Here is a 23,181-nt window from a genome sequence, read left to right as displayed (position 1 = left end):
GTCCTCGCCGCGCGGCGAGGCGTGATGGTGAGTTATCCCTTGACTGCGCCCGCGAGGGCGAACGAGCCGCCGATGCCGCGGGACACGAGAACGTACAGAACGATGGCGGGCACCGCATAGACCAGCGAAAACGCTGCGAGTGGTCCGTAGGCGATCGCGCCGTACTGGCCGAAGAAGCTGTAGATGCTGATCGCGGCGGGCTGCTTGCTCGGCGAGAGGAGCAGGATGAACGGCACGAAGAAGTTGCCCCAGGCCTGAAAGAAGACGAAGATACCGACCACGGCGATGCCCGGTCTCATCAAGGGAACCACGATCAGGCGCAGGGCTCCCATCGCCGATGCGCCGTCGATCCAAGCTGCTTCCTCGAGGGTGATCGGCACCGAATCCATGAAGTTCTTGGTCATGAAGATCGCGATCGGCAGAGACGAAGCGGCCATGAAAAGGATCGTGCCCGGGATCGAGTCCAGCAGATTGAACTGGACGAAAAGGCTGTAGACCGGCACCATGATTGCCGTGATCGGCAGCCCGGTCGCAAACAGCACCCCGTACATGAACGGCTTGTTGAATCTCGCCTGGTAGCGGGACAGCGGATAGGCCGCGAGCAGCGCGGCGACGATCGTGATACCTGCCGTACCGACGGAAATGATCAGGCTATTCCACAGCGGAAGGAACGTGAGTTCGGGAGTGAGAACAGCCGCGAAGTTGTCCAGCGAGAACTCTTCAGGAAACTTGGTCTGGTAGGTGGCCTTGTTGTCGACGGACGCGAAGATGAGCCAGCACAGGGGAAGAAGAAAACAGGCGCCGATCAGGACGAGAACGGCATTGGCGAGGAACCCGATCACGCTCTTCTTGGGGGAGGCTACCGAGACGGGCCGATCGGACTTCCGGGCCTCGGGCGGTGCGGCGATGACTGACATCGGCTAATCCTTCTGCGGACGCAGTGCCCGAATGTAGACGACGGAGAAGATCGCGCCGATGATGAGCATGACGGTGGCGATGGCTGTGCCATAGCCGATGTTGCTGAATCGGAATGCCTCTTTGTAAGCGAGGATCGGCAACGTTGTGCTGTCGTTGCCGGGCCCTCCCGCGGTCATCACGTAGATGAGGGTGAAGACCGACAATGTGAGCAAGCTGATGAGCATGGTGTTCGTCACGATCGTGTTCTTGATCATGGGAATGGTCACGAGAAAGAGGCGCTTGGAGCCGCCGGCTCCGTCGATCATTGCCGCCTCGGTAATCTCCGGCGGTACGTCGTTGAGGGCGGCCTGGTAGACCATCATCGAGAACGCCGTGCCACGCCACAGGTTCGCCAGGATGATCGCGAACATGGGGAAGCTATACAGCCAGTTGGGGCCGGTCATACCGAAGTTCGCCAAAATCTGGTTGAGGGTGCCGTCAGCACTGAAGTAGGCGTAGCAGACGAAGGCGGCGACGATCTCGGGCAGGATCCACGCGGCGACGATGATCGTGCCGACGGAAGCGGTTACCTTCTTATTGGCCTTCTGCATGAGAAGCGCGAGACCAAGGCCAAGGATGTTCTGTGAGATCACAGCGGAGCCGAAAGTGAAGATCGCGGTCAGCCAGAGCGAGAGGGGAAAAACGGGATCGTTGACGAGCTTGACGTAGTTGTCGAAGCCGATCCACTGGGGGTTGCTCGCGTTGACACCGGTGAGCGACGCATTCGTGAACGACCCGTAAACCGACCAGATGATCGGTCCGGCGAGAAACGTGATCATGATGAGAATCGCCGGCACGAGCGGGATCATCCGCACGGCCTTGACAATTCCGCGCACCCGGCGGCGGCGGGAACCCGAGTTCGGTTCCGGCCGCCGCACGTGTGTGTCCTGCGGTGCGAGCACTTCTGCAGTCACTGTGTTCCTGTTCCCGTTTTATCTGTGGGCGCGCACCTGGGTGTCTCGGTACTGCTACTTCTGGATGACGCCCTCGGCACCGACGATCTCTTCGATTGCCTTGTCGTAGGCTGCGGCCGCTTCCTCGGGAGTTGCCTTGTCGGTGATGACTGCCTCGTTGGCCTTCTGGACCTCGGCTGAGATCTGGTTGTAGTCAGCCGTCGCCGGACGGAAGTTCGTCACCTCGACGATGTCGGTGACGGTCTGGACGAAGGGGTTGGCGGCAATGTAGCTCTCGTCGGCGGCGACATCCTTGCGAACGGCAATCTGCGAGTTCTCGTTGTCGTATGCGAGTGCATTGTCCTTGCTCAGCGCCATCGCCATGAAGTCGAAGGCAAGCTGCGGGTCGGCAGTTTTAGCTCCGACTGCGAGTGTCCAGCCGCCTGACATGCTAACGCCGCCCGGCTTCTGGCCGTTCTGGGTCGGGAACACTGTTGCGCCCATGTCGTCGACGTACTCGGGCCACTCGTAAGAGCCACCGGTCTGCCAGAACGAAGGCGTGTAGGAGCCCTCGATCGTTGCGCCGAGAGTCGCGTTTGGGAACATTTCCCCGAAGATGCTCTTCCAGATGTTGGGATCGAGCGCCTGTGCCGGAGTCAGAGCGAGTTCCTCGGAGTAGAGCTCGTCGACGAAGGTGAGGGAGTCGATGAACCCCTGCGAGCCAGTGACCCACTTCGAGGTTTCCGAGTCGTAGAGCGAATCTCCCCCGAGTTCGGTGCCATAGAGGAGTTGGTAGAAGCCCTGCATGTTCGAGCCCTCGCCGGTGCCTGTTCCAGCGTAGAAGTTGAACGGCACGACGTCAGGACTGCTCGCCTTGATCTGGCGTGCGGCCTCCATGACGTCGTCCCAGCTCTTCGGCTCCCAAGGGAGAGCGATTTCGGCCGCCTCGAAGACGGGCTTGCTGTACCAGATCGCACGAGTATCGGTACCGAGGGAGACGGCATAGATGCTTCCGTCGTCGCCCTCGCCTGCCACCTTGGCGGCGTCGGTGAACTGGTCCCAGTCCTCCCACTCGGAGACGTACTCATCCAGGTTGAGGAGGTACCCGGCATCCGCGTCCGCTCGCAACGCATTGGTGTCTTCGTAGAAGATGTCCGGTGCGGTCTCGGCCGAGCGCTGTGAGAGGGCGAGTTTGGTTTTGTAGTCGTCATCTGTTGCTGCGATGGGCTGCAATTCGACGGTCACGCCCTCGTTGGCGGCCTCGAAGTCCGCCTTGGCGGTTGTGAAAAGCGTGTCGAGAGCGGTGAAGGCGTCGGTCTTGATGTAGGCGACCTTGAGGACCTTGTCTTCGCCCTCGGATGGCGCCGATCCGGCCGTGCATCCGGTGAGTGCTACCAGTCCGCCGATCGCGAATGCAGATAGGGCGATTGCTGCTCTTTTCTTCATGGTGCTCCCCTTTGCTCCAAGTACAGATGGTCATGCGGAATGTGGTGCCGACGCACTGGAGAGAAGAGGATGCCTCGCTGCCGTGCCTCGATTTGATAGTACATCGATTAGATAAACCAGCATCAAGGTTTGACCGGGCGTGTCTTGCCGAGTTCCGCACTCGCTCAGGACAGAAGGAGCGCTCTGGGATTCGGAGCGAGTGCGCGATCCAGCACCAGGCAGGCTGCCCCAATCGCCCCTACGTCCTCCCCCACCGTTGATCCCGCCACTGAGATTCGGTGGATGCTTCGCGTGGCGCGGAGCTCTTCGAGCAACTCGGGGATCCTGCGGAGGTAATATCCTGAAAGGCGTGCCCAGAACGGGCCGCCGAGTACCACGCGATCGACGTCGAGTAGGTTCGCGATGATAGCCACCGCTTTCGACATCCGTACGGCTGAGCGCTCCACGATCTCGATCGCGGTCGCGTTGCCCGCCTCAGCGGCCGCACACAGCTCCGTGAACCGCGAATCGACAGTGCGAGTGTCGTTGGCGCCCCAAGCATCGTCGAGGACGCCCAAGCGCTCTGCTTCCTGGACGAGTGCCTGGGGCGTACAGGTCACAGCGATGCACCCGCGCAACCCACACAAGCACTTCGGGCCTGCTGGATCGGTGACGATGTGCCCGACCTCTCCTGCGTTTCCGGAGCTTCCCCGGACTACTTCGTCGTGCATTACGAGACCGACCCCGATGCCGGTGCCAAGGTAGAAGAAGGCAAAGCTGCCCAATCCGGATTCCCCACCGGCCCACATCTCGGCGATCGCCGACGCGGTTACGTCCTTGTCGAGGATCGAGGGAAGCCCGACGCCCGACTGGAGCGCGTCCCGCAGCGGAACCCGATGCCATCCGACCAGGTGCGGCGGGTCGACCACCGTACCCAGCACATTGTCGATCGGCCCGGGGGCCGCAATGCCTACCCCGCCGATCCGTTCCCGCGGCACTCCTGAGTCGTCGATTAGCTGCTCGAGCGCCTCGACGATCCGTTCGATGATGAGGGTCGGGTCCATCACCGCTGGGGTCGGAAAACTCGACCGTCTCACGACGCTGCCGGTGAGATCAAGCATTACGAAGGTCACGACCGTCGGATCGACGTGAACTCCGAGCGCGTAGCGCCCGCCGGGATTGAGCCGCAACATCGTGCGGGGTTTACCGGGCCCCGTGCCCGCCTTGCCGGCTTCCTCGATGAACCCGCTGTCAAGCAGGCGCCTGGTGATGTTTGAAATGGTCTGGGGAGAAAGCCCGGTAGAAGTCACGAGCTCGACGCGACTCAGGCCGGTGGCGGATCGACGGATGGCGTCGAGAATAACAGACTGATTGAAATCGGCCATCGCCGGGAGGTTCGTACCCCGACGCGCCGTCACGTCCTTCTGGTCGCTCATGTCACGACGTTAACGCGTCGACGCAGATCTTCGATGACGAGAAGCTTCTCAGCCTTGTTGAGCAGAGCGCAGTCTCTATTGGTCGGCATGAACTCGATGTTAGTAGCTGGCCGTAGGGGGCCATCTGGATGCCGCCACTGGCCGCCGAGTTGCACGACGCGGCCAGCGGCAGTCCTGGTTTGCTCGACCCGCCCGCCGGGCCGCGCGCGAGCCTCCAACACAACAACATCCGACCCGGCGTTCATCAGGTCCCGGGCAGCGCTCAACCCAGCAAGGCCAGCTCCACGGGCGACAGTTACGACAACGCCATGGCCGAAGCGTCTGAGTCTGCCATCCGGCCACCGGCCTCGCTGCTACGCGTTCAGCGCGATGGTCAGCCGTTCGATTCCGAGGTCAGCCCCGTCGATGACGGGGATGATTGTCCCATCTATGCGGATGGCCCCGATCGCGTTACCGAGCAGCTGGCGGTCCCGCTTGCTCATCTGCACGGCCAGCTGGTCTCCACGGGTGACCAGGGTGCTGAGGACGGCGAAATCTATGAGATGCCGCTTGACGCCCTGGTCAAGCGGTGCGGTGAATGCGGCAGCTTTGAGGACGAGTGCTCCGAGCAGGTTCGGCCGCCAGATCTGGGCCTGGCGCCCGTCATGGTTGACGGTGACCGGCTCGGCTCGGTCGATTGCTTGGTTGGATCCTCGGGCTTCCAGGGTGGTGCCGCCTGTGACTCCTCGTCGTGCTGCGGCCTTCTCACCGACGTGCTCTGCGATGAGGAGGTCGATGGTGGCATCGCCGCGGGTCCACCGGTGCTGATGGCCTTCTGGGCTTTCGCCGGCGGACTCGAATCCGATGTCAACGAGGGCCTTGGTGACCTGATGGAGGATGGTCGGCTGCGCGCGCACATCCAAAACAGCATCCGCGTCGTCGGTCGGCCGATTCGGCGTGGTGTCGCGTTCGACGCACCAGAGGTGCACCATCTGGCCGCCAACCAGGCACCAGTTATTCGGCACGTTCTCGGATAGGTCGAAAAGGGCGTGCCAAGCCAGCGAGGACCTCTGACCGAGTACCGGCATGTCGATGACGGTCATCGGTTGCTCAGCAGTTCCTTGATCCGCTGACTTTCGCGTGGCCCGGCGTGGTCGGCGAGGTCAGCGAGGACAAGGCCCAGCGGCGCTCGCCCGTCGGCGTCAGCTTGGACACGAGCCAGGTGGAGCCAGACATTCGCATTCTTCGCCTTCACCAACAGGTACTCGTTGATGAGCTGCTGGGCGATCTCGGGGTCAACATACGCTTCAACCTCATGTTCGCTGCTAAGCCCCGCGCGGTCGTCACTGATTCCGGAGAGGACTATTCGCTTGTCGCTGCGGAGGTCACCGAGATCATCGGCGTTCGCGTGCAAGGCACGGACCGGTGCGCGATTCCGGAGCCAGCTGACAAGGAGGAGGGCCGGCGCATTGCTTTCTGCCAGGGCAGCGCACTTGCGGTTCAGGAGCCAGCGAGCCTTCGCCTCCATGTTCTCGGGTTCGACGCCCGACAGCAGAGCGATGAGCGACCATGAGTTGGCCGGGCTCAGCGGGCGGGAGAGCGGAGGCTGTCGACGGAGCTCCGACTCGTCGATTCCCCAGCTTGAGCCGATCTTCTCGGCATCGACCTTGCCCTCGCGGATCAGCTGGTGCACGCGCGCGACAGAGATGTCCTGGCGGGCGGCGTACTCTTTCACACTCAACACGTCACAAGGGTACAACCGCTGAAACCCTTGTGACAAGCGACAGCACCAAATGAATGTGTCAGGCTCGTCCAGATGAGGGACGGCCCAACTGACGGCCCCGCAGCGCGACCACCTCAGTCGCGCCCTGGTCCGCCAAGCCCCTGTGCAGTCCTGTCACACGAGGTTTCTGGGTCATGACGGGGGGAACCGGCGCACAGTCGTGGAATGACCGCGGACCCGACGCGGTCCATGACGCTGACCGGCGCATCGCGCATCACCTCGGCAGCCGCGTCGCAAAACTCGGGCAACTCGCCATCTAAACTGGGTTTGGTGCCCACGGAAGGAACCTCAATGAGCATGGAAGGCGCGGCCTGGAGCTCGCTGCACAAGATCTCGACCGCCAGGGACGGCAAGCGCGGCTTCTCCCGTGAGTCCGTGCGGCGGATCATGACGTTCGCGGTGCCCTACCGGTCCAAGCTGCTGATCTTCATCGCCCTCTCTATCGTGGGAGCTTTCCTCGCGGTCGCGACGCCGGTACTCGCCGGCCAGGTGGTCGACGTCATCGTCGCCCAGGGCGAGGTCACCACGATCGTTTGGCTCGCCGTCGTCATCGCCCTCGTGGCCGTGGCCGACGCCGCCGTGTCACTCGTGACGCGCTGGTACTCGGCGCGGATCGGCGAAGGCGTGATTTTGGACCTCCGCACCTCCGTCTTCAACCACGTGCAGAAGATGCCGATCGCGTTCTTCACCCGCACGCGGACGGGCGCCCTCGTGAGCCGCCTCAACAACGATGTGATCGGCGCCCAGCAGGCCTTCAGCGGCACGCTGTCCGGCGTGGTTACGAACCTCGTGGCGCTGATCCTCACCCTGATCGTCATGCTCAGCACGTCCTGGCTCGTGACGGTTCTCGCCGTGATCATGCTCCCCATCTTCCTGGTACCCGCCCGCCGCATGGGCAGCCGCCTCGCCGCGCTGCGCCGCGAGGCCGCCGATCACAATTCCGCCATGAGCACGCAGATGACCGAGCGCTTCTCGGCGCCCGGCGCCACCCTCGTCAAGCTGTTCGGTCGGCCCGACGAGGAGGCCGAGGAGTTCCGCGTCCGCGCCGCCCGCGTCCGCGACATCGGTGTCCGGACCGCGATGCTGCAGTTCGTCTTCTTCACCGCCCTGATGCTCGTCTCCGCTCTCGCCCTCGCGCTCGTCTATGGGCTCGGCGGCTTCCTCGCACTCGCCGGCCAGCTGAATACCGGTGACGTGGTCACCCTGGCGCTCCTCCTCACCCGCCTCTACGCGCCGCTCACCAGCCTCGCAAACGCACGGGTGGAGATCATGAGCGCGGTGGTCAGCTTCGAGCGCGTCTTCGAGGTGCTGGACCTCGACCCGCTCATCAAGGAGAAGCCCGACGCCGTCGCCGTCCCCGAAGGCCCAGTGGCCGTCGAGTTCGACAACGTCCGCTTCGCCTACCCGTCCGCGGACAAAGTCTCCCTCGCCTCTCTCGAGGAGGTTGCCACGCTGGACACCCGAGGCGGCGAGGAGGTGCTGCACGGCGTGTCCTTCAGGATCGAGCCGGGGCAGACCGTTGCCCTCGTTGGTACGTCCGGTGCCGGCAAGTCCACAATTGCGCAGCTCCTCTCGCGCCTGTATGACGTCGACAGCGGCGCCGTGCGCCTCGCGGGGACGGATGTCCGCGATGTCACTTTCGTCTCCATGCGGCACACCCTGGGCATGGTGACGCAGGACGGCCACCTGTTCCACGAGACCATCCTCTCCAATCTGCGCCTCGCGAGACCGGAGGCGTCCGACGACGAGGTGTGGGACGCCGTCCGCCGTGCGCGGCTCGAGCCGCTCATCCGGTCCCTGCCGGACCAGCTGGACACCATGGTCGGTGAGCGCGGCTACCGACTGTCCGGGGGCGAGCGCCAGCGGATGACCATCGCGAGGCTCCTGCTCGCCCAGCCGCGCGTCGTCATCCTCGACGAGGCGACGGCGGCGCTGGACTCGACGTCTGAGGCCGCCGTGCAGGCGGCGCTCAGCGAGGCGCTCGAGGGAAGGACGGCGATGGTGATCGCACACCGCCTCTCCACCATCCGCAGCGCAGACCTGATCCTCGTGGTTGAGGACGGCTCGATCGTGGAGCGCGGTACGCACGAGGAACTGCTGGCTGTGGGTGGGCGTTACGAGGAATTGCACCGGACCCAATTCGCCGTGCAGAAGAATGATGCGGCCGATGAGGAAGCACTGAGCCGGACCTAGTCGCTGGGCTCGGTACCCCTGCCCCGAGCGCCTCGGAAAGTCGTCTCATCACGTTTCGTTTAATGGGGACTGATGACGACTTGATTGACTCTGACGAGCTCCAACGAGTCAACTGGACCCGGGGCAGTACCGCACGCCCCATTCGAACTGCTCCACGCCACGCCGGCACGAGCCCGTGGCCTGACAGTACGCTTGGGTCACCAGGCCCCAGAGGCGCTGAGGCGCTGAGGAGGCACCATGTTCAAGCCATCTCGATCAATCACCACGGCCATGCCGTCGGATCTCGCTATCTCGCGCGCTGCGGCCCGTCGCCCGCTTGAAGAGGTTGCAGCCGACATGGGCATCGGTCCACACCTGCTGGAACCGCACGGAAGTGCAGCGTCGAAGATCTCCCTCGATGCGATCGATGAGCTCCGTGACCGTCCACGGGCCAAGTATGTCGTCGTCACCGCAATCACGCCGACTCCACTCGGGTCGGGCAAGACGACCACCGCGGTCGGGCTCGGTCAGGGCTTCCGGCACATCGACAAGCTCGGGATCGTCGCGATACGGCAGCCGTCGATGGGGCCGACGTTCGGCATCAAGGGCGGAGCCGCTGGTGGCGGCTACGCTCAGGTGGTCCCGATGGAGGCACTGAACCTGCACCTGACCGGCGACACGCACGCCGTTACCGCGGCCCACAATCTATTGTCGGCGATGATCGGCAACCACATCCACAAGGGAAACCGTCTCGGGTTCGACCCCCATGAGATCACCTGGCGACGTGTCCTCGACGTCAACGATCGCGAGCTGCGCACCATCATCACCGGGCTCGGCGGTCCTGACGACGGCAATCCGTTCCAATCCGGTTTCGACATCTCCGCAGCCAGCGAGGTGATGGCGTTGTTGTCGCTGTGCACGTCGTTGCGGGATCTCCGTGAACGGATGGGAAGAATCGTCGTCGGCTACAACCGCGGCGGCGAACCGGTGACCGCCGAGATGCTCAAGGCGGCCGGCGCCATGACCGCGATACTCAAGGACGCCATCAAGCCGAACCTGATGCAGACCGTGGAGCAGGCGCCAGTGCTCGTCCACAGCGGTCCGTTCGGGAACATCGCCACCGGTAACTCCTCGGTCGTCGCCGATCTGATCGGCATTCATGCCGGCGACTACCTCATCACCGAGGCGGGGTTCGGTGCAGACATCGGCGCGGAAAAGTTCTTCAATATCAAGTGCCGTGCCTCCGGGCTGGCACCGGATGCCGCCGTCATCGTCGCGACCGTGCGTGACCTGAAAACTCACTCAAACAAGTACCGGGTCGTCGCCGGCCGACCGCTGCCACCGGAGATGCTCGCCGAGAATCCCGACGATGTCATCGCCGGGGCAGCGAACCTGCGCCGGCAGATCGCCAACATCCGACGGCACAGAGTGACGCCGGTCATTGCGGTGAACGCATTTCCCACCGACTACGACAGTGAGCATCAAGCGATCATGGACGTCGCGGCAGAGGAAGGTGTGCGCGCGGCGATCAGCTACCACTTCACCGAAGGCGGCAGGGGTGCGGTCGAGCTGGCCGAGGCGGTTGCGGAGGCCTGCGCTGAACCGTCGGGCTTCCACCGGCTCTATCCCGACGAACTTCCCTTGGTCGATAAGATCGATGTGATCGCGCGCGAGATGTACGGCGCCGACGGCTTAGACCTCTCGCCTCTGGCAGCTCGGCAACTCGACAAGTACGAGCGGGCAGGCTTCGGCAGCCTGCCCGTGTGCATCGCCAAGACACACCTGTCCCTGTCGGCCGACCCCCGCATCAAGGGAGCACCCACCGGGTGGCGACTGCCGGTGCGTGAGGTGCGTGCGTCGATCGGGGCCGGGTTCATCTATCCCATCTGCGGCGACATGCGCACCATGCCTGGTCTCTCGTCCGCACCGGCAGCCGAACGCATCGACATCGACGACAACGGCGAGATCGTCGGGTTGTCCTGATCGGCGGACCCGGCCGGGCTGCCGGTGATACCTCGATCGTCCCCGGCGTAGCTGCTCATGCGCCCTCCCCCAATGTGACGCGCCCGAAACCGTGCGGAACCGGCCAAATCGCGCGGCACCTCGAGAATCGTTCCCGCGAACACACCCAACAACATCAGCAACCAGAAATCTCTCCTGAGTATCGCTCAAGAGCGATTTCTTTTTGTTTCGACCGGACCGTTTCCTCCCTCGTGGTTACAGGACCGCCAGCTGGACACCATGGTCGGAGAGCGTGGCTACCGGCTGTCCGGGGGTGAGCGCCAGCGGATGACCATCGCGAGGCTCCTGCTCGCCCAGCCGCGCGTCGTCATTCTCGACGAGGCGACGGCGGCGCTGGACTCTACGTCTGAGGCCGCCGTGCAGGCGGCGCTCAGCGAGGCGCTCAAGGGACGGACGGCGATGGTGATCGCACACCGCCTCTCCACCATCCGCAGCGCAGACCTGATCCTCGTGGTTGAGGACGGCTCGATCGTGGAGCGCGGTACGCACGAGGAACTGCTGGCTGTGGGTGGGCGGTACGAGGAATTGCACCGGACCCAGTTCGCCGTGCAGAAGAATGCTGCGGCCGATGAGGAAGCGCTGAGCCGGACCTAGTCGCTGAGCTCGGTGCCCCTGCCCCGAGCGTCTGAAAGTCGTCTTGTCACGTTTCTGCGGTCCCCGAGCGCATCGCCTTCAACTCAAGATCGTGGCTGGCGGGGATACGTCCCCTCATCACCACCTGGATCGGCGCAAGTGCGGCTGCATCCGAAATGGGGATAGGGACAGCCGCGGTTGCGGCAGCGTTAGAGGCGGCGGCCGCAGTCACCGGTCGCGCCATGTCGCATTTCAAAGGAAGATTCAGCTATTGCGCTGTTCGAAGGGCATTTTTCTCGTCTTCGGGCGAGAGGATGAGAGTCTCAGCCACGAGTTCACCGAGTCCGGGGCCCGCACCCTTTTCTTGGGTTTCAACAGCCGCCGTAGAAACGTCCGCTTCGATGTCGGCCTCCGGCACCCGCTGGTACGGCGTGACCAAAGCCGGTCGAAGCGGAATTGTGAGCTGCCTCACTGCTGGCAGCGTCTACAGGTCGCTGGTGATTGCCACATTTATCTGGCGCTCTCTCGGTGGTTTTCGAGTGGCGGTTGTGTCGCTGGGCGCGTATTCAGGTTGAAGCCACGCTGGCATCCACCACAGTGCCGTACCCCACGCCCAGAACGCGATAAGGGCCGGAATGGCGGGGGACACCCAATCTTGCTGGCTAAGGAGCGGGACGATAAACGGGGAGCCGGAGACAATGCCGCACAGCACAGCTGTGAAGGTGAGCACGCCGAGACCGATGAGCCGCGGGAATCGACTCTGCCGTTTACCGCAAGCCTGTTTCTCGAGGCCAGTAAGCCACCCGAGCATGAGGGCGAGAGCCACCGACGTGCCCGTCGCCGATGCGAGAAGGGCGAGGAACCAATATTCCATCTCCCCTTCACTGCCGTTGCTCATCCAGCTGAAGAGCCATGCGACCGCGACGATCGCGATAGCTACCAGGACGCCGACTATCGATCGCACCGGACTGTGACCACTAGGCACCATCGGTACAAGAAATCTTGACCTCGCGAAAAGCGAAAGAATCAAGGCGGCACCAAGCATCACCCAGACAAGCGGCTGTTGCTTCTCGGTAGTGGCGAGGATCCACAGCGCACCGGCGGCTGTGATCAGTGCTGCCAGCGCGTATCCGGCGCCGACCCAACCCGCCCGCTGGATAGCATCCCGAACACACTTCATACGTGTCGTATCGATGGCGGCAGCTAATGCGTGAGTCCGCCGGAGACGTTCAGTGAAGGAGATGATGACGGTGGCCACGCTGAAAATGGCGAGGGCGAGGGCGGCGATCCAGCCACCGAGATCATTCGACTGCCCTCCAGGGACTGCAACGAGTAGGGGCATCACGATCAGAGCAAAAACAATAGCGATGCGCGGAGGATCCAGCAACGCCGGCATAAATACAAGGAGCGGACGTAGCAGCCATAGCGAGATCCGTTGTGGCGCGAACTTCGATGATCCCCGGACTATAGCTCGCGACGCCAGGCGGATCAATCGTGAGGTAACCGCAACCCTGTAACTCGGCTCAAGCGAGGCGAGCCCGGCAATGTTCGCGCCGATCGAGGACTGAAATTCTTCCCGTCCCTTAGGGACGTTGCCACCCCCGGTTAGGCGCCACTCGTCGAGAACTGCCGTTTCGGCGTCTTGTCTCGGGCACGGGCGTGCCGAGCAGGGGCTGTCTTCGACCGGATTGAGTGACTCGAGTACGTTGATTGCACCCTGTGCTGCGTCGAGACGTCCCCACCACCAATCATTGGTTCGCCAATCACCGCTCAGGAAGCCCGCGAAATTCGCTAACCCCATCCCCGCTAGCTTCGTACGGGGGCTTATCTCGTCTGTCGGCATGAGCCGACGAACGCTTTCGCTCACTGACTCGGTTTGAACCCCAACCGGCAGCGCGGCCTCTTCCGTCCCGGTACCTTCTGGCGCGAGCTGTTTCGCATCCTTTAGGCTCAGCTTGAGAAGGCTCCGATAGCCGTTGATCATCTGAGCTTCCATCAACGCGCGGTAGGCCCCGGGGTCCCGCCGAGTTTCGGCAGCCGTGATGTCTTCGTACCGCATTGCTGGCATCGCCATCGGCATCCCCCGTGCTGCAACGAGCGGCGCGAGATCGCGAGCCTTGAACGAGCTGGGGGTCCGCCCGATGCCTGACCATGGCGATTGCGCCCAGTCAGTGGTGCGCAACCTGTCTCCACGCTCCTCCACCGCTGTCGGCGAATTGCCTTCGTGATCGTCAAGTGCCAGTGAGACAGCGCGGAGATCCTCAAGCAGGGAATCTAGCGTGTCCCATCTGGAGGCGTCGCTCGGTATCGCATTTCCATACTTCAGCCACGCTTCAACGACTTTCTCCGCGAGAAACCGTGGCAAGATTTGATCGCCTAAGGGTGGCGCGCATGAGTCGGCCCCTTTGAGAACTTGCATGATCGCCTCGTCACGATCAATCAGCGCCGCTCCAAGCTGGTCGTGAAGTTTGGCGCGCAAGGCGCGCCGAACCCGTGCCGCTCCAGAGGCGGCCCAGACCGTGCCGTCCAGGTTCGCGATACCACCCCCAGACCAGAAGGCCCCATCTTCTATTGCTCGAATCCAGGAAATCATGCACCTGCAGGCGTCAACGGCCGCTTGAAAACCGGTGCAGACGCCCTCGAGTTGGCCAGCATCGAGATTTCGGCCGATGTGGTCCAAGAAAATGGGTTCCAGACCACCCAGGTCCTCGCGGCTCCAGCCTCGGTGCTCGGCGCGCGGTGACTTTGACGTCAATTGCCAGAGGGAAGGTTGGACGAGCACCTCAGTAAGAAGATCAAGATCCGCAACAGAGCGGAAGCGGGCATAGGCGCGCGAGACATGGACGGGATTACCGCCACCGGTGCGGCTGATAGGTTCCTCAGTAATCGGGGCGAACAGCTCGTCCTTGCCTTGTTCTAAGAAAAGGGTTCTGCGGAAGCGCTCGACGCCTTCGACCTCGTCATCTTTCGACTCGCGACCAAGCATGTGGCCGAGAGCAGTGAAGATGACAGCCAGAAATGATGACCGCGGATCGGGCACGTTGATTTCGCTACCGTTTTCCTGCAGACTCGGCGGACGCCCGGCGTATGCCGTCGGGCGGATCAGCCCGTCGAATTCCAGCTTGGGGCTCGGGTCTAAGTACACCAACGCCCTATTGACGTAGCGGTCAGCTGGGCGATGGCGGATCGCACGAAGTGCCCGGTCGATTGGCACGTTATCGGTGACGCCACCGTCAACGACTCTGAACGGATCCAGGTGCGTACCATCCGGCTGGGTAACTCTCGTCTTACGGTGGGCATGGAATGCCTCTCGCATATCGACCGACCCGAGTTCCGCGGCGGCTACGCCTGAATAGATCTTTGCGGGCTCGAAAGCTCCTGGGAAGGACGACGTGGTGCGTGCCGCGTACGCCAGTCGTTCCAGGGCGGCATTCGCATCTTTGCGATTCGTCTCGTGGTCAGGGATGAGACGCCCCGGCATGCACGTATCTGTTCCTCCTGAAAAATGGAAGTGGGCTTTACCTTCCCTAGTTCCGCGCTCACTGCTCTCTTCGCCATCGATCACTGTGGCAGACAGGTCGACGGACACTGGAGCGACCAATGCGCTGTGGTGCGGCGCGTCGTATAGATCCCTCAAAGCTCCTTGCATTGCGCCCCAGAAATACTCGTCGCCTCGCAGGACGGAGTCGATGCTCTTTACGCCGCGGCCACGAAACAGGTTCCAGATGTCCCCGCTTTCCTGCCATACCTCTAAGATTTTGTCCGTTGTAACGCCGACGCGCTGCGCGACCCCATACATCACCGCGTTCAGGCCACCTGCGCTGGCGCCTGCGAGCACGTCGAACTCAACTTCGTCATAGCCTCTTGAAGCCAGCAGCTCCGCGTACACGGTCGCACGTTCAATTAACTGCAGCTGCGCGATGGCCACTTGCTTTTCCTGACCTCTTGCCCAAGTAGCGAGGAGGACGGCGCGCGGATTCGCCGGCTCTCCGATCAGGCGAATCCGGCGAAGGACATCTAGCTCGGCCACGGCCCCGCCGATCCACACAGCCAGGCTGACTCCCCCCTTCATTGCTAATGCGATGCGGAGGGTTCGTCCGAATGGTCCGGTCGCGGGCTCATTACTTCCCACGGGGTAGGTCGCGGCCAACGCTGCCGCGTCGAGCAGTACGACGTCAGCCGCGTCAGGAAGCGCATCTTCTAGCTTCCGTGTGCGCCCGAGAGTCAAAAGGAACGCTCCCTCGACATGTTCGCTTCGCTGTTCCACAAGCATCCCCTCTCAACGTTCCCAAGCTTTGCTCCGGCTAAACCAAATCTCGCGTACTGCCTTCACGTGTTTCGACTCGCTTTGAGGGACTTCTCCATCTACTCGTTCCGTCGGGTGACGATCTTGTCATCACTTTTTACCCCCAAGCGGATGCCACCGTTGCCATAGGTTCGTTGCTCCAGCACGCAGTGTTGCCCCGCTGTTAGAACACGGGCGGCCGTCATTCTGCATGCAGAGGCTCCTGTTATCAAGCAGTGAAGTCGACCTGCGAATTCCGCATTCGATCGAGCACGAAGGACCGAAAGTTTGCGTAGTCGATTTTGACCTCAACTCCGAGTGGTCGGTGTTCCGGTGGCCTAGCTGCCTCAGCCAGCGCAATAAAGGTCCTGAAATAGCGCAGTACCAACTGCGAGATATGTTTTGTCCGGTTCAGTTGGGTCGAAATCCTCCCAGATTTCGATCAAGGCGACCGTGTCTTCATAGAGCTCCTGCCCATCATCTCGGGCACCAGCCTCTCCAGCGAGCGCCCTCAGCGCAGCGATCACTTCCTCGTGATCTTCTGCGAAGACCAGATCGATCACTGGGTCGCACAACCGGCTTTCGCGCGTCACCCGCACCTTCGCAGCGAACTGCGACTTGAACTGAGTCCAGCGTGGAGCCTGAATGGCGTCATCAACTGCCGCGGCCGCCGCGCCCCGAAAGGCTGCCGCGTCATCGATGCTGGTATTGAGCAAGACGACGGCCGCCCCGCGCGCACCGTCGTCCGCGCCCCCACGAATAAGGTTTGCCGCCGCGCGAGCAGCATCGTCTGCGCCAGTGGTTATGATCCTGCCTCCACCGCATCCCGAAAGCACCAGCGCAAGAATCACGAATATCGTGACTGTTCCGAATGAGAATGGTGTGCGCATGCGACCTTCCCCCTGCTGAGCCCGACGACGTGGGTCGGGGATGGTGCCGACGTCGCCAGTATTGACGGTCTCTCAAATCATCGCAAGCCCACTGCCGATGAATGTTTGAAGGCCTCGACCAACGTGAGAATTGCCAAGCGATCACTTGGAATATACGCAGCGACTAACTCGCGCTCGTGGCAGCCCGTTGACGGCAAGCAGTACTGTCGGCCGCAAACGGGCGGGAGGATGAGAGTGAGCTTCTGACGTCGTCTGGAGTGACCTGGCGATGATTGACGAGGAGGTGAATGACTTTGGCGCTCTTTGGCGGTGTTCCGTGATGGGAATGCGCAATAGTGGTGTTCCTGAACGCGCCAACGAGCCAGTGGCGGTCCTGGAACTCGACATACCGCAAGTGCCTTCGGATCGATGTTCTGTGGGCCGTTTGCGAAAGACAGCAGGGAGAGGATCGTCGGTGAAGGTGGAGCTCCATTTCCTCCACAGCCCTCATTGTTTTCCTCCAGGAAGGCCAGCGCCTGACCACTGTCTCGGATCGGACCCTGCGCGAGGCGCGAATCTATTCGCCGCTCAGCGGCGTCGACGTCCAGTGCAGCTTGTTCGAAGTGGGATAGGGCAATCGCTTGGTTCGCGGATCGAAGTCAGCATCCGACGCGTTGATCACACGCGGGCGGACTCCCCTGGCAACCATCGCGGCACGATCCGACCCGCCTAGTTTTTCAATCAGTTTCTGACGGACCGGCTCGATCGCCTCGAAGAGGAGATCATCCACAGCCTCCAAGAGTTCAAGGAAGCGGCTCACCATCGGCGGCTGGAGCGTCTGAGAATAGGTCGCTGCCGTCACATCTCTCACCTGCAGGCTGCCCGCACACACTCACCTGGTCAGCCTTTAATCCATTAGGCGTCGCAGCCGATGCCGTCCTTGTCGCGGTCAAACTTGGGCTGGAAACCCGGCGATCCCTCGGAGATCGGGGCCGCTCCCGCAGCGCGCACAGCATCGCAGTTCTCGTAGTAGACGTCGACTGGTGCCGGCGCAGGGGCAGGGGCAGGGGCAGGTGCCGGTGCCGGAGCAGGTTCAGGGGCCACGACGACAGGAGCCGGCGCAGGAGGGGCGACAACAACCGGAGCTGGCGCAGGCGTGAACGAGGAGGTCAGTGCCTTTTCACCAGTGCAAGAGCCGAGGACGCGGGTCATCGCGTCGTGCTCAGCCTGAGTCACCCACAGACCATATGTTGCCTTGACGGACACCTGACGGGCAACATAGCTGCAGCGGATTGCCTTGTTCGAGGGCAACCAGGTTGCGGTGTCGCCGTCGCCCTTCTGGGCGTTGGAGCGGCCATCGACGGCGAGCAGATTGAGGGGATCGTTGGCCAGAGAAACACGCTGAGCCTGAGTGAGCTGCTGAGCGCCCGTCTGCCACGCATTCGACAGAGCCACGACGTGGTCGATCTGCACGAGAGCTGAGGTGTCCTGCCCGCGAACGAAGGCGATTGGCGTGGCGGTGTAGGGCGAAACGAGGTAACCGGTCATCACCCGGCAGGTGCCTGACTTGGTGGTGGGGTTCAAGTCCCGAGAGAGGATGTCGTTTCGGGTGTCGCATCCGTTTCGGTCCACGTCGATCCAGGCGGAGCCGAACATGCCAGTGCGCTCGTAGCCGGTCTTCGCGGCCTTTCCCTTGACGGGGATGGTTGCGAGGAGCGTTAGTGCCGTGGTGTCGGTGGAGCTTGTATCGACAACTACGACCGACGCGCCCTCAGTCGCCGCGGTGACTGTTGTGGGGTCGACCGGCGCTTCTTCGGAGAATTCCGGTCCGGGTGTTGGCGTTGGGCTTGGGCTTGGGATGGGAGTTGCGCTCGGCGTCGCACTGGCGGTGGGCTGCCCGGCCAAGGCAGTTTCCGCTGCACCTGGCGCCGCGGCAGCGACCCCACCGGAGATGAAGAAGACAAGGCTGGCCGCCACCGCGATCGCAGTTGTCTTGCGGGCTGATACGGATGCCCACGGCCGGCGACCAGAGATCGCGTACACACCCGTCACCAGAGCCGCCATTCCCAGAATGACGAGAATTGCGGGGAATCCGCCGAGGATGGCGTACATCAGAGCGAAGAAAGCGACCAGGCCACCGAGGACCCAGGTGCTGAGAGTCGGCTTGGACGCCTTCTTTTCGGCTGTCGACGACGTGTCGATCAGTGGCTTCGCTGGCTCCGGTTTTTGCCTGCCGAATTTCATCATCTGATCCCCCATTTTCACTGCCCTCTACCCCGAGTGCAGACACGACTGTTTGAAATCTACTGGAGGCAGGGAATGGTCGGAGACCGGGCGAACACCCCAGAACGGGGGACCAGAGCGACCCAGCGACGTTTCCCGTACCGACTCATGTCGACCGCGAGGAATCGGGAGCAGCTACACAGCGATCGGGATGAATCCCCGCAGATAGGCGCGAAGCGCGGGGTCGCAGACATACACGTAGGTCCCCCGGATGCCACGGGTGAGCAGTACCGCGTAGATGTTCGTGATGAACCGCAGGAGGTCGTCGTCGGTGTACGTCTTGCCCAGGACCGGATTGTTCTCCTTGCCCTTCTTGTCGAAGTACGACCCTCGATCGATGACCAGCTTCCCTGCGACGGGATCGAAGCGAAGGTCCGGGCCGATGATCACACCCGCGTAGTTGAGGTCGTATCCCTGCACGGTGTGGATCGAGCCGACTTCGTCCACCGACTTCGGCGACGCGATCCAGTCGGTCTGCGTGCTGTTCCACCGCAGCTGACAACCGTCGATCTCAATGTCGTAAAGGGTCTTGTCGGTCTTGGTCTTCCATGCCCACGCGTACCCGGCGAGCAGGCGCGAGAGCCCGACCGCGGCATCCTTGCGATGGATCTCCGCCCGCATCCCAGCGATGCTGTCGAACATGCGAAAGTCGTACCCCTCGAACACCTCCGCAGCGACCGGCGGTGTTGTGCTGGTCGTCGTCGTATCGAGAATGCGCCTGACGTAGGCGACGTAATCCGAACCGGCCTGAACCCGCATCTGCGACATCAACGGATGGTGACGCCTCGAGAGTTTCGCCTGGCGCACGAGACCGGTCAACAGCTCGGGAGGCACATCGGCCGGGCGCACGCTCTGCGCCGCGTCCAGCAGGAAGATCTGATGCTTGCTCTTCGCTGTGATCCAGTCGAGCTGGGTCTTCGTCTTGTCGTCACTCCCGAAGAGCTTCTGGGTGATCACACTGAAGTTCTTGTTCTGAACGCCCGAAGGCTGATTGGCCCGTTGGTTCAGCCGGTGCGATTCGTCGACGATGAGCAGGTCAAAGTGCTGATCGGAGAAGCCCACCTCAAACGCGGTCATGACCATCTCCGGCCGAAGCCCGGGCGTCTTGCGGAACACCTTCTTGATCGACTCACGCAGGGACTGCTGCGGCACCACCAGACCGATCCGGATGCCCGCGAGCAGTTCCCGATACCCCGGCACGAAGAACTCGGAGAACAGGGAGTCGCTGTCCATGTCTTCACCGGGAGTCGAGGCCGCAATGTCGACGAGCAGCTTGAGCAGGTAGATGGCGACCACGGTCTTACCGGTTCCCGGGTCACCCTGCACGACGATCGTGCTGTCGGTGCCGGCCTGGAGATCTTGGAAGAGCCCCTCGAGGATGCCGTCGACGGCGATGGCCTGGTCCTGAGAGAGCGCCTTGAACGGTGACAGCTTGAAGAGGTCGCTGTTCTCGATCTCGGGAATGCTGCGGGTGAAGACCCCGTCCCGTCTGAGTTCGTCGAATACCGCGCGGAAGGTCTCGCGGTACCGGCCGCGATCGTAGTAGTCCGCCTCGGTGATTCCGTCGTTGCGGTTCAGCACGCGGTAGAAGCCGTCGCCGGCGAGCATCCGAATCAGGTAGGACTCCAGATCGAGGCACACCGATTTGTTGAATGTCGCGTCGACGATGACGCGGACCGTGCTCAGATGCTGTTTCTCGGTCGACTCGAAGTGCTGGCGCATGCGCCCGGCCGCGTTGCGCGACTCCCCCACGTAGACATCGTTGAGCCCGCCCCTGACCGCGGGTGTGCTGCCGACCTTGGCATCGTCTAATACGTAGACGACCGGCCAATTGGTGTTGCGGTGGTCGCGCGGCGCCCAGGCCCGCACCGCTTCCTTCGTGAAGTCGAGCCGCTCGATCTCAAAGGACGTCATACTTGTCGCTGCGCCCCCGCGATTTGTTGACCGGATACTTCTCACGGGTCTTGGCCAGCTTGTCGAGCACGATCTGATTCGGATCGACACCGAGGCGATCGGCCAGCAGGATGCAGTAGGTGAGCACGTCGGCCAGTTCGTCGCTCACCCGATCTGTGTCAGCATCTGCGTTCCACTGATAGCACTCGAGTAGTTCGCCGGCTTCGATGGCGATGCTCTTCGCCAGGTTCTCTGGGCTGTGGAATTGCGCCCAATCACGCTCGGCGACGAAGGCCGCGATTTCGTCGCGGACTGAAATTTCGTCCATGTCGCAAACCTAGCAGCGTCACCACCCATCGGTTTCCGGCAGCCCGCTGACCGTACCGACCCACAGGACTTATGCCGTGGATCCGACGGAGCCTCGACCGATTGTTCAGGTATTCGGCATTCTCCGCGACCGTCACGTCGCTTGCCCTTGCCCTTGCCCTTGCCTCGGATTCTGAGAACGCCTATGGAGGAGCCCCGTGGCGGCCGGCCGCAAAAAAGTTGGCGGATACGACAGGAGAGGACACCGTGAACCAGGACGAGACGCTGGTGCACATCCTTGAAAGCTACCGAGACTCGACGTCCGTCGTTAGCCACGTCACCGAGGTATTCCCGCAGTTCGCCGAGGGCTTCCTCGAATGCGCGGACATTACCGGATTCGTCATTTTCAGCGATCCGAATGAGGAGGCCAAGAAGATCCGAGACGGCTTCGGTCCGACCTGCATGCGGCCATTCGAAGGCTTCACCCGCAATTAGAGACCGCACCAGGGCCCGTCAGTCACAGACTCGGGACGTGAAGTTCGTCACCGTCTTGTTCCCTCAACCTCGGCATCGTTGCCTCGCAGTGCTCCGACCGTCCCCGGGGCCGGGTGAGCCCAGAAACTGCATCACCAAGACCGGCCGCACCGTTGCGTGCAGAGTTTCGGGAACGTCCCGTTGGCTTTGGTCGGGCTGACAGGATTTGAACCTGCGACCCCTTTTAAGGTTCTAGCTTTAACTCGGAATTTGCCGAATATCACCGATATCTAGCGCAAACGAGACGGCCCCATCACCAGAGATACCGGAGTCCAGACGGTAGGGTCCTGGTACACCGCCCAGGCAAACTGGGTGCCGCAGAAAGGTATGCAACCTCTAGATCAGGGATCTCTCGGTGAGGACATACGACGTCAAGCCAAGGGACGCCCAAACATTGTCCTTCGTATATCGGGTGTGACTTACGGCGGTGAATTGTGTTACCGGTGGTCTGGGTTGCTCTACGCAAGTCAGCTCTCCACTGAAGCCGTTTCGGCTGCCGGTTCTGAGCCCGTCGAGAATGACTACCCAGTCCAGCGGAGTCCGCAAGTCTAGGACTCGATCTACGCTTCTTTCGATTAGAGCCCACACGCGCGGGTCCCGCTTCAGGATGGGAACGTGCAGCAGGACAAGAAGTTCGACCTTAAGTCCCTGCGCTATGGCGTCTAGCACTACGTTGCCACCGTGACTGTGGGCGTAGACAGTGCTGAGCTGGCGCACACCATGTTTTTTGCACCACCGCAAGAGCTTGTCGGTCCCGGCCCGCCGAGTGTCCTCCGTGTATCCCCCTGTCCATCGGAAATAGTCCATTCCCACATACAAGTCACTACTCGATTCGCGGAGAATCCTAACGGGCAGCGCCGCCGACGGGTCGTACCAGCGGTGTTTGTCGTCGGCAAGTGCGGCAAAAGTACCGTGGATTATGACGCTGGCAGAGTCGATAGCTTCGGTTGCGATCGCGCTTTCCTGCTCCGGGCCTCCGCCATTGGGCTGTCGAGGAGGCGACCAGAGTCCAGAGTCAGCGAGAGCGGATTGGGCCATTTCTACGATGAGCGCACTCTGCGATTCCAGTCCTGCACTAAGGACGGTCACGACCTGAGAATTACGCATGGGATGCAACGCGTGCAGAGCGCTAGCTGCAGCGACTCGTACGGACTCGCTGTGATCACGGAGAGATCCGTAAAGTAGCGCGAAAGCGGCACGAGAGGACCGGAAGCTGTCGATGTTTTGCCACAGCCGATTCACGTCGCGCCCAGGGACGTCTCGATTCGCAGATACCAATTCGATTTCAAAGACTCCCAGTTCGGAGTTGCCTTCGGTCCCGCCTAGACGTTTGAGGCCCAAGGACATCGCTTCAAGCCATTCGAGGGAATATCGCAGCGTGGTCTTCGTAGCGGGCCGTGGCCGGGGAACCTCAAGGTGACTCGCAAACGGAGCTATCATCTCAATTTGCTCGTCATCACCACCCAGGTAAACGGCAAGGCAGATGAGCTGACTCGCACGCGCTGTTGCATGGGCAAAGTCATCATTCTCGTACGCGGCGAGCCCCACGGGTCCTGATTGATCTGCTTCTTCAAACGCTGATTGAATCAATGACATCCTTCGTTTGATTGGCGAATTGACGCGCTACGAACCGTTGAAGAGTCTATGAGGAGCCCCCTCGGCCGTCGAACAGGTGCGACAAGAACTCGTGGGCTGGCTCGTCTCATGGCCACGCCGCGTATCCGGCGGACATTGTTCTGTGTACTCATCGCTAGTTCCGAGACACGAGTGT

15 protein-coding genes and 2 pseudogenes are annotated in these 23,181 nt (G+C 62.1%); 4 read left to right on the top strand and 13 right to left on the bottom strand.

Features of this window, described 5'->3' with window-relative positions:
* Positions 1-32: 32 nt before the first annotated feature.
* The 7 genes and pseudogenes from CXY79_RS07020 to CXY79_RS06990 all read right to left on the bottom strand — a co-directional run bounded on the left by CXY79_RS07020 (position 33) and on the right by CXY79_RS06990 (position 6,434).
* Positions 33-917 (bottom strand): carbohydrate ABC transporter permease, encoded by an 885-nt coding sequence (locus CXY79_RS07020; RefSeq protein WP_104100421.1) that lies wholly within the window; start codon positions 915-917, stop codon positions 33-35.
* Positions 918-920: 3 nt separating this feature from the next.
* Positions 921-1,871: a carbohydrate ABC transporter permease gene (locus CXY79_RS07015; RefSeq protein ID WP_369827953.1), complete on the bottom strand. Its 951-nt coding sequence runs from the start codon at positions 1,869-1,871 to the stop codon at positions 921-923.
* Positions 1,872-1,925: 54 nt separating this feature from the next.
* Complete coding sequence (locus tag CXY79_RS07010) at positions 1,926-3,296, bottom strand: extracellular solute-binding protein (protein WP_104100420.1); 1,371 nt, start codon at positions 3,294-3,296, stop codon at positions 1,926-1,928.
* Positions 3,297-3,460: 164 nt separating this feature from the next.
* Positions 3,461-4,711: an ROK family transcriptional regulator gene (locus CXY79_RS07005; protein ID WP_233191339.1), complete on the bottom strand. Its 1,251-nt coding sequence runs from the start codon at positions 4,709-4,711 to the stop codon at positions 3,461-3,463.
* A gap of 128 nt (positions 4,712-4,839) precedes the next feature.
* A pseudogene (locus tag CXY79_RS16730) lies at positions 4,840-4,983 on the bottom strand (FAD-dependent oxidoreductase); the annotation flags it as partial.
* Positions 4,984-5,064: 81 nt separating this feature from the next.
* Complete coding sequence (locus CXY79_RS06995; RefSeq protein ID WP_104100419.1) at positions 5,065-5,793, bottom strand: hypothetical protein; 729 nt, start codon at positions 5,791-5,793, stop codon at positions 5,065-5,067.
* Complete coding sequence (locus CXY79_RS06990) at positions 5,790-6,434, bottom strand: helix-turn-helix domain-containing protein (RefSeq protein ID WP_146068107.1); 645 nt, start codon at positions 6,432-6,434, stop codon at positions 5,790-5,792. The genes CXY79_RS06995 and CXY79_RS06990 overlap by 4 nt, the downstream gene beginning before the upstream one ends.
* Before the next feature lie 330 nt (positions 6,435-6,764).
* Here CXY79_RS06990 and CXY79_RS06985 point away from each other — a divergent pair, with 330 nt between their 5' ends.
* From CXY79_RS06985 to CXY79_RS06975, 3 genes and pseudogenes are all read left to right on the top strand, one after another.
* Positions 6,765-8,666, top strand: a complete 1,902-nt coding sequence (locus CXY79_RS06985; RefSeq protein WP_104100417.1) for an ABC transporter ATP-binding protein — start codon at positions 6,765-6,767, stop codon at positions 8,664-8,666.
* 237 nt (positions 8,667-8,903) lie between these two features.
* On the top strand, positions 8,904-10,628 hold the full coding sequence (locus CXY79_RS06980; RefSeq protein ID WP_199186737.1) for a formate--tetrahydrofolate ligase: 1,725 nt from the start codon (positions 8,904-8,906) through the stop codon (positions 10,626-10,628).
* 249 nt (positions 10,629-10,877) lie between these two features.
* Positions 10,878-11,261: pseudogene (locus tag CXY79_RS06975) on the top strand (ATP-binding cassette domain-containing protein); the annotation flags it as partial.
* 463 nt (positions 11,262-11,724) lie between these two features.
* On the opposite strand, the gene CXY79_RS06970 reads toward CXY79_RS06975, so the two are convergent.
* The 6 genes from CXY79_RS06970 to CXY79_RS06945 form a co-directional block, all read right to left on the bottom strand.
* Complete coding sequence (locus CXY79_RS06970) at positions 11,725-15,168, bottom strand: DUF3376 domain-containing protein (RefSeq protein ID WP_369827952.1); 3,444 nt, start codon at positions 15,166-15,168, stop codon at positions 11,725-11,727.
* A 704-nt stretch (positions 15,169-15,872) separates the two neighbouring features.
* Positions 15,873-16,415 (bottom strand): hypothetical protein, encoded by a 543-nt coding sequence (locus tag CXY79_RS06965; RefSeq protein WP_146068106.1) that lies wholly within the window; start codon positions 16,413-16,415, stop codon positions 15,873-15,875.
* 556 nt (positions 16,416-16,971) lie between these two features.
* The gene (locus tag CXY79_RS06960; protein ID WP_146068105.1) at positions 16,972-17,256 is read right to left on the bottom strand and encodes a hypothetical protein; all 285 of its coding nucleotides are present in this window, start codon (positions 17,254-17,256) and stop codon (positions 16,972-16,974) included.
* Between the two features lie 53 nt (positions 17,257-17,309).
* Positions 17,310-18,641: a DUF1524 domain-containing protein gene (locus CXY79_RS06955; protein WP_233191337.1), complete on the bottom strand. Its 1,332-nt coding sequence runs from the start codon at positions 18,639-18,641 to the stop codon at positions 17,310-17,312.
* 171 nt (positions 18,642-18,812) lie between these two features.
* Positions 18,813-20,591 (bottom strand): DUF2075 domain-containing protein, encoded by a 1,779-nt coding sequence (locus tag CXY79_RS06950; protein WP_104100413.1) that lies wholly within the window; start codon positions 20,589-20,591, stop codon positions 18,813-18,815.
* The gene (locus CXY79_RS06945) at positions 20,578-20,898 is read right to left on the bottom strand and encodes a nucleotide pyrophosphohydrolase (RefSeq protein WP_104100412.1); all 321 of its coding nucleotides are present in this window, start codon (positions 20,896-20,898) and stop codon (positions 20,578-20,580) included. Before CXY79_RS06945 ends, CXY79_RS06950 begins: the two co-directional genes overlap by 14 nt.
* Before the next feature lie 245 nt (positions 20,899-21,143).
* On the opposite strand from CXY79_RS06945, the gene CXY79_RS06940 reads away from it, so the two are divergent.
* On the top strand, positions 21,144-21,371 hold the full coding sequence (locus tag CXY79_RS06940; RefSeq protein ID WP_104100411.1) for a hypothetical protein: 228 nt from the start codon (positions 21,144-21,146) through the stop codon (positions 21,369-21,371).
* Positions 21,372-23,181 lie beyond the last annotated feature (1,810 nt).

The organism is Cryobacterium sp. M96 (assembly GCF_002929845.1).
In the GTDB taxonomy this organism is placed as follows: domain Bacteria; phylum Actinomycetota; class Actinomycetes; order Actinomycetales; family Microbacteriaceae; genus Cryobacterium; species Cryobacterium sandaracinum.
Note: the sequence above shows the minus strand (reverse complement) of the source record. Positions and strands in the feature narration are given on the sequence as shown.